General features: G+C 70.0%; 12 protein-coding genes. 5 read left to right on the top strand and 7 right to left on the bottom strand.

The window, feature by feature from the left end:
• Positions 1 to 92: 92 nt before the first annotated feature.
• Positions 93 to 2,006 (bottom strand): glycoside hydrolase family 127 protein, encoded by a 1,914-nt coding sequence (locus HEB94_RS16200; protein WP_192750666.1) that lies wholly within the window; start codon positions 2,004 to 2,006, stop codon positions 93 to 95.
• A gap of 392 nt (positions 2,007 to 2,398) precedes the next feature.
• Here HEB94_RS16200 and HEB94_RS16195 point away from each other — a divergent pair, with 392 nt between their 5' ends.
• Positions 2,399 to 3,418 (top strand): LacI family DNA-binding transcriptional regulator, encoded by a 1,020-nt coding sequence (locus tag HEB94_RS16195; RefSeq protein ID WP_337917722.1) that lies wholly within the window; start codon positions 2,399 to 2,401, stop codon positions 3,416 to 3,418.
• 44 nt (positions 3,419 to 3,462) lie between these two features.
• Here the strand turns inward: HEB94_RS16195 and HEB94_RS16190 are convergent, their stop codons facing one another.
• From HEB94_RS16190 to HEB94_RS16180, 3 genes are all read right to left on the bottom strand, one after another.
• On the bottom strand, positions 3,463 to 3,954 hold the full coding sequence (locus HEB94_RS16190) for a metallophosphoesterase family protein (RefSeq protein ID WP_192750664.1): 492 nt from the start codon (positions 3,952 to 3,954) through the stop codon (positions 3,463 to 3,465).
• A 114-nt stretch (positions 3,955 to 4,068) separates the two neighbouring features.
• On the bottom strand, positions 4,069 to 4,224 hold the full coding sequence (locus HEB94_RS16185) for a DUF6131 family protein (RefSeq protein WP_192750663.1): 156 nt from the start codon (positions 4,222 to 4,224) through the stop codon (positions 4,069 to 4,071).
• Between the two features lie 221 nt (positions 4,225 to 4,445).
• Complete coding sequence (locus HEB94_RS16180) at positions 4,446 to 5,039, bottom strand: TetR/AcrR family transcriptional regulator (protein ID WP_192750662.1); 594 nt, start codon at positions 5,037 to 5,039, stop codon at positions 4,446 to 4,448.
• Positions 5,040 to 5,296: 257 nt separating this feature from the next.
• Here HEB94_RS16180 and HEB94_RS16175 point away from each other — a divergent pair, with 257 nt between their 5' ends.
• Positions 5,297 to 6,733: an MFS transporter gene (locus tag HEB94_RS16175; protein ID WP_192750661.1), complete on the top strand. Its 1,437-nt coding sequence runs from the start codon at positions 5,297 to 5,299 to the stop codon at positions 6,731 to 6,733.
• Here HEB94_RS16175 and HEB94_RS16170 read toward each other — a convergent pair.
• The 3 genes from HEB94_RS16170 to HEB94_RS16160 form a co-directional block, all read right to left on the bottom strand.
• Positions 6,714 to 7,556: a class I SAM-dependent methyltransferase gene (locus HEB94_RS16170; protein WP_192750660.1), complete on the bottom strand. Its 843-nt coding sequence runs from the start codon at positions 7,554 to 7,556 to the stop codon at positions 6,714 to 6,716. The two genes, HEB94_RS16175 and HEB94_RS16170, sit on opposite strands and share 20 nt — an antisense overlap.
• A gap of 41 nt (positions 7,557 to 7,597) precedes the next feature.
• Positions 7,598 to 8,308: an FCD domain-containing protein gene (locus HEB94_RS16165; RefSeq protein ID WP_192750659.1), complete on the bottom strand. Its 711-nt coding sequence runs from the start codon at positions 8,306 to 8,308 to the stop codon at positions 7,598 to 7,600.
• 89 nt (positions 8,309 to 8,397) lie between these two features.
• Positions 8,398 to 9,357 (bottom strand): dihydrodipicolinate synthase family protein, encoded by a 960-nt coding sequence (locus HEB94_RS16160; RefSeq protein WP_192750658.1) that lies wholly within the window; start codon positions 9,355 to 9,357, stop codon positions 8,398 to 8,400.
• 61 nt (positions 9,358 to 9,418) lie between these two features.
• On the opposite strand from HEB94_RS16160, the gene HEB94_RS16155 reads away from it, so the two are divergent.
• The 3 genes from HEB94_RS16155 (at position 9,419) to HEB94_RS16145 (ending at position 12,946) form a co-directional block, all read left to right on the top strand.
• Complete coding sequence (locus HEB94_RS16155; protein WP_337917720.1) at positions 9,419 to 11,071, top strand: extracellular solute-binding protein; 1,653 nt, start codon at positions 9,419 to 9,421, stop codon at positions 11,069 to 11,071.
• Positions 11,072 to 11,346: 275 nt separating this feature from the next.
• Entirely contained in the window at positions 11,347 to 11,595 is a 249-nt protein-coding gene (locus HEB94_RS50635) for a ferredoxin (RefSeq protein WP_192750656.1), read from the top strand.
• Positions 11,585 to 12,946: an NAD(P)/FAD-dependent oxidoreductase gene (locus tag HEB94_RS16145; protein ID WP_192750655.1), complete on the top strand. Its 1,362-nt coding sequence runs from the start codon at positions 11,585 to 11,587 to the stop codon at positions 12,944 to 12,946. Before HEB94_RS50635 ends, HEB94_RS16145 begins: the two co-directional genes overlap by 11 nt.
• Positions 12,947 to 12,951 lie beyond the last annotated feature (5 nt).

Genomic DNA, 12,951 nt, shown 5'->3' with positions numbered 1-12,951 from the left:
GATGTCTCCAGAAGTGTCAGGTGTTGGCAGAGATGTCAGGTGTTGGCAGTGGCGTCAGGTGTTGGCAGCGGCGTCAGGTGTCGACAGAGGTGTCAGGCCGTCGGGATCCAGACCCGCATCGGCTGCGGGCCACGGTTGGCCCAGGCGTAGTAGGGAATCGCGACCAGGCTCACCTCGCGACCGGCCTGCTCCTCCCGCGCGTCGGCGGGCGTGGTCGAGTAGGGGCTGCGCGCAGCGGGCGGGGGCGAGGCGACCCGTCCGGTGGTGCGTACGACGCTCACGCCGCTCAGCAGGTCGGGACGGTGCTCGACCTCGAACGGCGCCCCGGGCAGGATCCGCAGGTCGTCGACCGGCGCCCCTTCAGCCTGGTCGCACTGCTCCAGCGCGTAGACGAGCGGCCCGCGCTCGATCGTGACGCAGCCGCGCACGGCGTCGACGCGCTCGTCGGCCCGGGTGAGACGCGGGGCCATGGGCAGGTCCAGGACGATTTCGTCCCCGTCGCGGTAGGTGCGGGACACGCGGGCGTAGTCGCCGGCGGCCACCGCCGCGCCGTCCAACGTCGCACCCGCCGCCCACGCGGGCACGCGGAAGGCGAGCTCCACCGGTGTGGTGGGCGCCTGTCGGACGGTGACCCGAACGCGACCGTCCCATGGGTAGGCGGTCTCGACGTCGAGCTGGAGGTCGCCCGCCGCGATGGTGCCGTTTGCGTACTGGTGAATCTGCACGCCGGCATCGGTCGTCGTCGCGACGTGTGCTCCCAGACTGGAGAGCATGCGCATGATGTTGGGCGGGCAGCACGCGCAGTCGAACCAGCCGCGCCGGCCGTTGGCCGCGCTGCGCTCGTGCTCGGGGTGAGCGTCGCCGCGCAGCTGCAACGGGTTGACGTAGAAGTACTCCGTCCCCGACAGCGAAACGCCCGCGAGGAAGCCGTTGAACAGCATCCGCTCGATCTGGTCGGCGTAGCGTGCGTCACCGGTCGCGAGCAACATGCGCCAGGCCCACTGGACACCGCCGATGGCGGCGCAGGTCTCGGCGTAGCCACGGTCGGTGGGGAGCTCGAACGGGTCGCCGAACGACTCGCCCTCCCAGCGGGACCCGAGCCCGCCGGTGATGTACTGCTTGCCGCGCTCCATCGAGTCGTACTGCGTGGCCAGCGCTGCGAGCAGTTCCGCGTCACCGGTCTCGGCGGCCACGTCGGCGGCGCCCGCGGCGAGGTAGACGGCGCGGACGGCGTGGCCCTCGACGGTCGTCGCCTCGCGGACGGGAACGCGGTCGGAGAAGTAGGTGGGCTCCCGGCCGTAGGAGGCCATCAGTCCGCGACCACGCGCGGAGACGAAGTACTCCGCGAGGTCGAGGTACTCCCGGGTGCCGGTCTCGCGGTAGAGCTCGACCAGGGCCATCTCGACCACCGGGTGGCCGTCGACGTCGTCCCGCGCCTGCGGTCCGAAGGTCGCCGCGAGGTGGTCCGCGAGGCGGATCGCCACCTCCAGCAGGTCGCGCCGCCCGGTGGCACGCACCTGCGCCACGGCCGCCTGGATGAGGTGTCCGGCGACGTAGTGCTCGTGGCTGTGCGGCAGGTCGCGGTAGCGCTCCTTGTTCTCCCGGATCTGGACGACGGAGTCGATGTAGCCGTCCTCCGCCTGGGCCCGGCCGACCACCTCGGTCACCGACAGCTGGTTCGCGAGCAGCTGCTCGTCGCCGGTACGTGCGTACTCCCAGGCCGCGGCCTCGAGCCACTTGTAGACGTCGGAGTCGGCGAAGATCCGCCCTTCCGCCTCGCCCTGCGCGAGTCCCCCGGCGATGTCGAGGTTGCGGAGGTTTCCCGCCTCGTGCAGCCGGTCGAGGCCACGGGGGATCGAGGCGAGCCGGTTGGCCTCACCGCGTTCGTGCCACAGACCGGAGGTGATCCGGACCTGGCCGAGCGGCAACGGGTGCAGACGGGTCTGTGCCCCGGCCGTCGGCGAGGCCGGTCCACACACGGTGCCGGCCGATGGCTTGGTGCTCATCCATCTCCTCCGAGAGAGTTTCGCGAGAAATTCAGGAATACGATTTCCCACACGCTAGACCTCCCTTCGAAGGGGCGTCAAGGACACCTGGGGGACCGTCCGCCGCTGGTTGCCGCTCGTACGCCGCGCGGTCACCTCGACCGCGGCCGGATGCGGTCAGGTCGTTCCACCCACCTCCGACAGGAGCCCTTTCTTCCTGTGCACACAGTGATTTCGGGCCAGGAAGCCATGGACTCCACCGGGCCCGGACGCCGTCGCCTCGGGACGTCGCCGCGACTCGCGACCCTCGGCCAGGGCATCGGAGCGGCCTGATGTCCAGCGCCCGGCGGGCCGCCGTCGCTACACTCTCCCCCTCATCGGAGGAGCCCGAACGGAAACAGAAAGACACGACCGTGGCCTCGACCTCACGCCCCGTCCGCATCGTGGATGTGGCTGCCCTCGCCGGTGTCTCCCCCGGCACGGTCTCCAAGGCGCTCAACAACACGGGCGCGCTGCGGGCGAGCACCCGGGAACGCGTGCGGGAGGCGGCCGAACGCCTCGGCTTCGTCCCCGACGGCAGCGCCCGCTCGCTCGCGTCCCGGCGTTCCTACAGCGTCGGCCTGCTCAGCTCCGACTCCGCGGGGCGGTTCAGCATCCCGGTCATGCTCGGCGCCGAGAACGCTCTCGCCGCCGGGCAGATGTCGGCACTCCTCGCGACCAGCCGCGGCGATCCCGTCCGCGAGCAGCACCACGTCCGAGCGCTCCTCGGTCGGCGCGTCGACGGCATCATCGTCACCGGCCGCAACACCGAGCCGCGCCGTCCGATCGAGGTTCCTGTTCCGGTGGTCTACGCGTTCGCGCCGTCTCGGGCCGCGGCGGACGCGTCCGTGGTGCCCGACGACGCGGCCGGTGCCCGGCTGGCGGTGGCGCATCTTCTCGCGCTCGGCCGGACCCGCGTCGCCATCGTCACCGGACGGGCCGACCGGCTCAGCGCCCGGGTCCGGGTGGAGGCCGCACAACAGGCGTTGCGGGAGGCCGGCCTGGACACCGTTCGCGAGCCGCTGTTCGGCGAGTGGACCGAACGCTGGGGTCGACAGGCCACGGACGCGCTGCTGCGCACCACCCAGCACTCCGGGCAGGCTGGCCCTGACGCCATCGTGTGCGGCAGTGACCAGGTGGCGCGAGGGGTGACGGACCGGCTGCGGGAACGGGGGGTCAGCGTGCCCGGTCAGGTCGCGGTGACCGGCTACGACGACTGGGACGTCATGTCGCTCGCCAGTCGCCCGCCACTCACCACCCTCGACCCACGGCTGGAGGACCTGGGCCGGCGAGCCGCCGAACTCCTGCTGGACGCGATCGCCGGAGCGCCACACCACGGAGTGGAGCTGGTGCCGCCGCAGCTCGTCGTCCGCGAGTCCACCACCGACGACTAGGACACGACCCAGGACACGACCCAGGGCACGACCCAGGAGTCGGCCTAGGTGACAGGCACGATCTCGGCGTCGACGATCCGCCCCGCGTCGAGCCGAAGGAGGCCGATCGTCCCCTTCGGCTGCCGCCGCCGGTCGGTGGGTGAGCCGGGGTTGAAGATGAGCAGACCCTCGCCGGCCTGCATCAACGGGATGTGGGAGTGGCCGAAGACCACGAGGTCGGCTTCGGGAAACCGGCGTCCCATCCGAGCCAGGCGCCCGCCCGCCGGGCCGCTGTCGTGCAGCATCGCGACCCGCACGCCCTCCAGCGTCACCTCGAGTACCTCCGGTGCGCCCCACTCGGCCACGTCCGGACCGTCGTTGTTTCCGCGTACGGCCTGGACGGGTGCATAGGCGGCCAGTTCGTCCAACACCGAGGGCGTGCACACGTCTCCGGCGTGCAGGATCAGGTCCGCCGTCCGCAGCTGCTCGGCCACTCGCTCGGGGCACGATCGCCAGCGACGCGGAGCGTGTGTGTCGGAGAGCACCACCACTCGCATCGGTTCATCATCCCAACGACCCGGTGACACACGACAGCAGTACGTGCGGCCCGGACATGCCGGGCGGTCGAGGTCCCTCGTCCCGTACCGGTGGGCGCTCAGCGCCGCCGAAACTCAGAACCAGTGTCGTCGTCCGCCGACGGGGCGGCCGACGGCGCCGAGGATCCAGAGGATGGCGCCGATCACGAGAATGATGATCCCGATCGTCCAGAGGATCGAGATACCTAACACGAATCCCAGGACCAAACAGATGATGCCGATGATAAGCACTGAACACCTCCCAAACGGAAGTGAGGCTGTGGCATTCGAAGTTTGCCGAGCTTCGCTTTGATCGTAACTCCGTGACCGCCGCCGCGAACTGCTCAACGGCATGACGGGGACCCGTCCGAGTCGGCGGGAGTCGGCGACCGCTCGGCGACGGCGGGCGTGGGTCGGCGAGAACAGTCAAGGCAGCCTTGTCATCCCTGGGCATACCAGGGCAGGTCCGGCGTTCAGGAGGTCTCGCGGACACCGGGGTCGGAGACTCCGACCACCGCGGCGACCACGGCGTCGGCGTACTCCGGGGTGAGTGGTGCCTCGCTGATCAGCAGGCGGTACCACAGCGGCGAGATCAGCATGTCCTCGATGACGTCGGGTTCCATGGCGGGTAGCTGACCGGCCGCCTGGGCGGCGGCGATCCGAGACTGGTTGCGCGCCCGGATGGGGTCGTGGATGGCCTTCCGGACCATCGCCTTGAGCTCTGGATCGTGCTGGGCCGTGCCGACCACGCCGACGCAGAGCGCTCGCAGGCGAGGCTCGGCGAACAGGTCCAGGAAGCCGCGGATCCAGGTGCGCAGGTCGGCCGCGATGTCTCCGGTGTCCGGCAGGACGAGGAACCGCTCGCTCACCTCGGCCAGCACGACGTCGAGGTAGAGCACGCCCTTGGAGGGCCACCACCGGTAAAGCGTCGGTTTGCCGACGCGCGCGCGGGCCGCGATCGCCTCCATGGTCACCGAGCCGTACGACTGCTCCGCACACAGGTCCAGTGCGGCTCGCAGGATCGTCTCCCTGGATCGGGCCGTACGACCTGTGGAGGTTGGAGTCATAGTCGCACTCTAGCAGGCGATAAAACGAAACGTTACGTATTGACAGAGACGCCTTGGGATGACCACGATGGGCCGACGGAAACGTTCCGTTACGTTTCGGTCGGGAGTGCCCGACCCACTCCGACCGGCGCGCCCAGAACCCGCAGGGCAGCGAAGGGGCACCCCATGCAAGCCGTACGCATCCACCGCCAGGCCGAGGCCTTCCAGTCGAAGCGCGCGGCACCACCGGCAAGGTCGTCCTCGCCCGGTCGACGGACGTGCGCTTCCGCCGACCGGGACTGACCACGGCGCTCCTGGCGGTCGCTCAACTGATCATCTCCGTCGACTACAACATCGTGTACATGGCGGTGCCACAGATCGGCGCCGGCCTGGGTTCCTCACTGCCGACATCGCACTGGGTGCTCAGTGCCTACGCGGTCGCGTTCGGCGGTTTCCTGTTGCTGGGTGGGCGGGCCTGCGATCTGTTCGGGCCACGCCGGATGTTCGTCCTCGGGCTGGTGCTGCACGCCGTGTCGTCGCTGCTCGGCGGCCTCGCCACCGCGGCCGGGCCACTCCTGGCCGCTCGGGTCGTGCAGGGACTCGGCGCGGCGCTGCTGTTTCCGGCCACCCTGACACTCCTCAGTTCCGGCTTCGCACCGGGCCGCGAGCGCAACCGGGCCTTCGCGGTCTGGGGCACCGCCGGAGGGGCCGGACTGATCCTCGGGCTGCTCCTCGGCGGCGTGCTGACCCAGACGTTCGGCTGGCCCGCGGTCTTCTATGTCAACGTGCCCTTGGCAGCGGTCGCCGTGGTGCTGGCGCTCCTGCTGATCACACCCGTCGCGACTCCTCCGACGCGAGCCGCTCGCGCCCGTTTCGATGTCTCGGGCATGCTGACCGCCACGGCCGGCATCACGCTGGTGGTGTTCTCCCTGGTGCAGGGAGCCGAGTCGGGCTGGCTCACTCCGGTGGTCCTCGGCGCCGCGGCGGTTGGTCTGGTTCTGCTGTGGGCGTTCGTCCGGATCCAACGCCGCGGCAACAGATCGTCGCATCCGCTGCGGTTGCTCGGCGGTCGCGACCTGCGCACCGGCGTCCTGGTCACCTTCCTCTACATGGGCACCTTCGGCACTCCGCTGTACTTCCTCACCACCTACTTCCAGACGGTGCACCGATACGGCGCACTGCGAACCGGGCTGGCCTTCCTCGTCCCGATGGCCGGCAGCGTCGCCGGTCCGCACATCGCTTCCCGGCTGGCGAGCAGCCGTGGAACGCGCACCGCCATGGTCAGCAGTCTTCTCGTCGGTGGGATCGGCGTCGTTCTCATCGGCAGGACGCTCGGGACCGGCACCCCCTACACCGCCCTGATCCTGGGCCTGCTGCTGATGGGAGTGGGCCAGGGGGCCGCGTACACGCTGATGTTCGGTGCCGCGACCAGCAGAATCGCCTCACGCGACCGCGGCATCGCCGCCGGCATGACCTCCACCGCCCAGCAGATCGGTGGCGCCGTCGGTCTCGCGGTCCTGGTCGCCGTCGCCAACTTCGGAACCCAGGGAATGGCCGGGACGAACCTGGCCGCGACGACGAGCGGCCTGCGGGTCGCGTTGCTCACCGCCGCGGTCGGAATCGCCGCGACCGCGCTGATCGTCCCCGGCTTCAGCGATCCGCAACCCGGGTGGCGCGTGGTGAGGGACGCGGGCGTCAGGGGCGACGGGCGGTGATGATCCAGGCGCGGGAGTCGAAGTGCACACCGCGGTCGGTCTCGTGCGCGGCGAGCGTGGCGCGCAGCCGCCCAAGCGCTTGTTCGGCGAGCGCCGGACCAAGGCCGGCGAGGATCTCGCGGACGTGTCGCAGACCGAGCACGAGGTCGTACGCCGTGGCGACGTCGGGACCGTAGAAGACGGGCTCGTGCACGTCGGTGAAGACGACATCGGTGAAGCCCGCCGCCGTGAGGATCCGTTCCGCGACGTCGGGGTCGGCCAGTGAGAACGGTCCCGTACCGGCTGGGGACGTCGCGCGAGCCGCCGCGTCCACGTCGAGGGCCGCCCGGATCGCCCAGGACCACTCGTTGCGGCCGTGGTCCTGCCAGACCAGCAACACCAGTCGCGCTCCGGGGCGCAACGCCTCCCGCACATTGGTGAACGCGGCGACCGGGTCGGCGAAGAACATCGCGCCGAACCTGCTGATGCACAGGTCGAAGTGCTCCGCCGGGAAGGCGTGGGTCTGGGCGTTCCCCTGGACGAAGGTGAGGGTGCGCAAGCCCTCGTTGTCGCTGACCCGACGGGCGTGCTCGAGGATCGCGGCCGACAGGTCCAGGCCGACCACATGTCCGGCGACGGCGACCCGCGCCGCGTCCCGCGTGGACTCGCCCGCGCCACAACCGATGTCGAGCACCCTGTCGCGCGGGCCGACAGCGGTGGCGGCGCGGAAGCGCTCGTTGTGCGGGCGCACCTCGGCGTCGAACAGGTCGGCGTGGGTGATCCGGTGCTCACCGGCCGCCTGGTCCGCCTCGTCTCGCCGGGCACCCGGCTGGTTGGACGTCATGGCCACTCCCCTCACCTCGACGCGTTGGGCCGCGAAGGATCTCAGTCGTCGAAGCGGGTCTGGATCCCGACGAAGTGGTCCTTCATCGACTTCGCGTAGTCGCTCGGGTCTCCGCTGCGAAGTGCTTCGAGCAGATCGCGGTGCCAACCCGCGGCGTCGTTCGCGGAGTAACGGGCGCCGGGCAGCCGGGCGTCCACCTCCGCGAACGTCCGCCAGAAGACACTGAGCAGGTCGATGACCAGGGAGTTGCCCAGCGGTTCGTACAGCGCCAGGTGGAACGCCCAGTCCTCCTCGGGGAAGTACTCGCCCCGTGCGGCCTTGGCCTCCATCCGCGCCACGATCTCGTCGAGCCGCTCCGACCCACGCTCGGTGAACCAGGCGACGACCTCGTCGGCCAGCCCGACCTCGAGAGCCCGGCGCACCTCCAGGACGTTGCGGATGTCGCGCAGGTCGCCGCCCATCGACTGCGACATCCGAAAGGACAGCCCGTCCTCCAGCGACTGGAGCGTGACCTCGCCGACGTAGGTGCCGTACCCGTGCCTGATCTCGATGATGCCGACGGCCTGCAGCGCCTTCATCGCCTCACGCAGGGGATGCCTGCCCACGCCGAGTTGTGCCATCAGCGTGGGCTCGTTGGGAAGTGGGTCGCCCGCCTTCAGGTTGTGCTCGAGGATGTAGGCCTTCACCTGATCACGGATGAACGTCTGGTTGGCCGCGGCGGTACGCGATCGGGTGCCCTGCTCAGCCGTCACCTTGACTCCTTCCAGGCCGTACCCGACCGGGCCCAGTCCGGGTGATCGGTGCGTGGTGGTCGGTGCCCGCCCCGAGCGTACCGGGGCGGCTACAGCAGACCGGCGGTCACCAAATGTGCGCGGACGCCCTCGATCTCGTCGTCGCTGAGCGGGATCGAGGGGAACATCGTGACCGGGCAGCTGATCACACCACGCAGGTAGAGGCCGGCCTTGAAGGCGCCGAGCGCCGCCGAGCTCGGTCCCATCCGGCCCCGGTCCGCCACCTTGACGATGTCGAAGAGCCGGAACAACCGGTTCTGCTCCGCGCGCGCGGTCTCCAGGTCGCCCTTCGTCATGGCCTCGAAGATGCGGACGTAGCCGGCCGGATCGACGTTGCCGAGCCCGGGAACCACCCCGTCCACGCCGAGCGCCAACGCGACGTCCACGCTGATCTCCGAGCCGGTCATCACCGCGAAGCCGGGGACTCCCGCGTCCGCGCGGTCCAGCAGCACCCGGCGCAGACTGGCGTCGCTCCCGCTGGAGTCCTTGACCCCGGCGAGCACGCCCTCCTGGCCGAGCCGGACGAGGGAGTCGCTGGTCAGCTTGGTGCCGTTCACCCGCACCGGGATGTCGTACGCGTAGAGCGGGGTGTCTCCGGCCCGCTCCGACAGGTATCGGAAGTGGCGTTCGATCTCGGCGGGATGGGTGCCGGCGTAGAAGGGCGCGCACGCCACCACGGCGTCGACACCGGCCTGGAGTGCCTGGTCGAGGAGAGCCCGCGCCCGGTAGGTGGACGCGTCGATGATCCCGGACAGCACCGGAACCGCACCCGCCACATGGGCGACCGTCGTGTCGAGCACCCGCCTGCGCTGGTCGTCGGTGAGGAACGTGCCCTCCCCCGAGGTGCCGAGTACGAAGACACCTGCGACTCCGGCACCGAGCAGATGGTCGATCAGCCTGGCCAGGGACGGCACGTCGACGTCGCAGTCGGGCGTCAGCGGGGTCACCAGCGGCGGGACGACTCCGGACAGAGCGGCACCGGAACCTTCAGAACCTGATCTTGTGGACATAGGACGTACTATGTCATGGTTGGCTCCCCATCGGCGACGTGACCAGCGGAAGGAGAGCCTCGTGGAGCCAGTGAGCCGACGATCGCTCCTCAGGGGCGGGCTCGCCACGGCAGCCCTCGCAGCGACCGGGCTGCCCGTTCTCAGTGGTTGCTCCAACACCACGGCCGGAACCAGCAACGCCAAGACCACGCAGAAGAGTGCCGCTGCGCTGCTGCCGACCTATCGGAAGTACGCACAGGTCAAGCCCGACCTCGTGGGCACGGACCTGATCCTGGACGGGTTCCTGAGCTACCCCGACAAGCCCGTCCGGGCCATCGAGGAGACACCGGGCGACGGCAAGACCGTCACCTTCATGACCAACATCCCCGGTGCGATTCCGCCCACCGAGGACCGCAACTCCTTCTGGCAAACCCTCAACAAGCGCATCGGCTCTCCGCTCGAGATCAGCATGGCCTCCAACGACGAGTATCCGGAGAAGTTCGCGACCCGGATCGCCGGAGACGACCTGCCCGACGTCATCAACATCCCGCCGGCCACGGCCCAACTTCCCGGCCTGCTGCAGGCCAAGTGCCAGGACCTCACCGAGCACCTGGCCGGCGACGCCGTGCTGAAGTACCCGTTCCTCGCCAACCTTCCGGCCGAGGCGTGGAAGGGCTGCATCTACAACGGCGCGATCTGGGGCATCCCGATCCCGCGCGGCATGGCCCGTACCGCCCTGCCGCTCTACCGGGAGGATCTGCTGGCCGCCAAGGGCATCAAGGACCCCGCGCCCAGCAACTTCCAGGAGTTCCTGGACCTGTGCAAGGAGCTGACCGACGCGAAGTCCCGCCGGTGGGCCTGGGCTTCGGCACCGACCAACTACGTCAAGCAGATGTTGGACATCCCCTACCTGTGGAAGCAGGAGGGCGGGAAGTTCACCAGCGCCAACGAGTCCGAGCAGATGAAGACGGCCCTCGAATCGGTCCGGAAGCTGGTCGCCGCCGGGGTCGTCAACCCCGACGCTTTCGGGTCGGGCGCGAGCCAGCAGAAGCAGTGGTTCAACGGCGGGATCGTCTGCTTCGTGCTGGACAGCTTCGTCGCCTGGAACCAGTTCTACGCCGACAACACCGCCGGTGACGCCTTCGCGGTCAACATGCTGGACGTGCCCGGGTTCGACGGTGGGGAGGGCACGCCCTGGCTCGGTCTGGCCCTCAACAACATCACGGCGTTCAACAAGGACAACGAGCACTCGACCGAGACGCTGCTGAAGCTGGCCGACTGGATGTCGGCCTCCTTCGGTACGGAGGAGTACCTCTTCCGCAAGTACGGATTGCCCGGCAGTCACTACACCATGCAGGGCAGCGATCCGATTCCCAGCCGGACCGGCGTCACCGAGACCGGGATCGGGCTGCAGTACTTCGGGGACGCGCCGATGGCGCTGTACCTCGCCGGCAAGCCGGACGTCGTACGCAAGCAGTACGCCATCCAGCAGAAGATCACCCCGCGCCTGATCAAGGACGCGTCGTACGGCCTGTACTCCGACACCAAGGACCGCAAGAGCGGCCAGATCGATGGTGTGCTCAACGACCTCGCCACCCAGATCATCCTCGGCCGCAAGCCGGTCTCCGACTGGGACGAAGGTGTCAAGGTCTGGTTGTCGAACGGCGGCGAGGCGATCCGCGGCGAGCTCGAGAAGTCCTACGCCGAAGCCGCCAAGAACGCCGGCACGAAGTAGGAGGACTCCCCCACCGGCCGACGAAGGGGTACGGCCACTCGCTCACACGAGCGGCCGTACTCCGAGCGCGGCGTCTCCCAACTCGCCGAACCGGCCTCCGCCCTGGGCCCACCACCGGTCCGGTCGTGACCGCCGGAGGCAGGAAGCCCCGCGACCCGTCGATTGTGCGCGCCACAAAGGGTGCGTGACCCTCGGGAGGCGCGGGACCGCCGCGCACGGGGTAGGACCACTGATGTCGTTCGCTCATCAGGCGTCGCGGTTGGGGGAGTGCCCGGATGAACGTCGTGGTCGACCTCAATCGCTGTCAGGCCTACGCACAGTGTGTGTTCCTCGCTCCACGGGTGTTCGAGCTGCACGGCGAGGAGGCCCTGTCGTACACACCGGTCGTACCGGAGGAGCAAACCGAACGCGTCCTCCGCGCCGCGGCGGCCTGCCCGGTGCAGGCCATCCTCGTCGGCAACGAGGTCGGAGTCGGCGACCTTGTCGCCGACCGTCTCGGCGAAGGCCGCGTCGATGCCTCCTGACCTGCGGGACGGCCGGATCGTCATCATCGGCGCGTCGCTGGCCGGGCTGCGCGCGGCCGAGACGCTGCGCGAGGAGGGCTTCGCCGGTTCGCTGACCGTGATCGGGGAGGAACGCCGGCCACCCTACGACCGGCCGCCCCTGTCCAAACAGGTCCTGCTCGGCCGGATGGCCGCGGACCTGACGGGGCTGCCGCAACGCCGCGAGGTGGACGCGGACTGGAAGCTCGGCGTACGGGCGACCGGACTGGACCTGCTCGGCAAGCGGGTGCTCCTGGGCGACGGCGCGGAGGTGCCGTTCGACCGGGTACTGATCGCGACCGGAACCCGCGCCCGCCCCTGGCCGAATTCCGCCGAAGCCGCGCTGGACGGCGTGTTCAGCCTGCGCACGAGCGAGGACGCTGCCCGCCTGGCCAAGCGACTCGACGCCGGCCCCCGTCGCGTCCTGGTGATCGGCGCCGGGTTCACCGGTTCGGAGGTGGCCTCGGCGTGCCGGGAACGCGGCCTCGAGGTCACCGTCGCCGAGCGCGGGCCGGCTCCACTCGTCGGTGCGCTCGGGGGAACGCTCGGAGAGCTCGCCGCCCGGTTGCAACGCGCGCACGGGGTCGACCTGCGCTGCGGTGTCACGGTCACCGCCCTCGAAGGCGACGGTCGGCTCACCGGGGCGAGGTTCTCCGACGGCTCCCGGGTCGACGCCGACGTGGCCGTGGTGGCGTTGGGCGCCGTCCGCGAGACCGACTGGCTGGCCGAGTGCGGGCTCGCCGCCGGACCCCGCGGTGTCGCCTGTGACGCCGGGTGCCGGGCGTTCACCATGTACGGCATCGTCACCGACGACGTCTTCGTCGCCGGTGACGTCGCCCGTTTCCCCCATCCGCTCTTCGAGTACCAACTGCTGTCGCTGGAGCACTGGGGCAACGCCGTCAGCCAGGCCGAGGTGGCGGCGCACAACATGGTCAACCCGGAGTCGCGCCGGATGCCGCACCTCGCGGTCCCGGCGTTCTGGTCGAGTCAGTTCGGCCTCAACATCAAGTCGGTCGGCGTGCCGACCTTCTCCGACCAGGTGGTCATCGCCCAGGGCTCGCTGCGGGAGGCTCGTCTGGTCGCCGTCTACGGCTATCGCGGCCGCGTCACCGCCGCCGTGAGCGTCAACCGGGCCAAGTGGCTCGAGCACTATGAACGCCTCATCGAGACCGCGGCGCGTTTTCCGCCCGAGCCCGGCGCCGCCGACCAGCCGGAGACGCTCGGCCCGGTTCCCTCCGACGTGCCGGACCCGAAGCTGCTCTCCCACGGCCCGACCGTCGCCCTCACCGGGTACCTGCCGGACCGAAGGCTGACCCGGGTGCGTGACACCTGAGCGCA

Source organism: Actinopolymorpha pittospori (assembly GCF_014873875.1).
Taxonomy (GTDB): domain Bacteria; phylum Actinomycetota; class Actinomycetes; order Propionibacteriales; family Actinopolymorphaceae; genus Actinopolymorpha; species Actinopolymorpha pittospori.
Note: the sequence above shows the minus strand (reverse complement) of the source record. Positions and strands in the feature narration are given on the sequence as shown.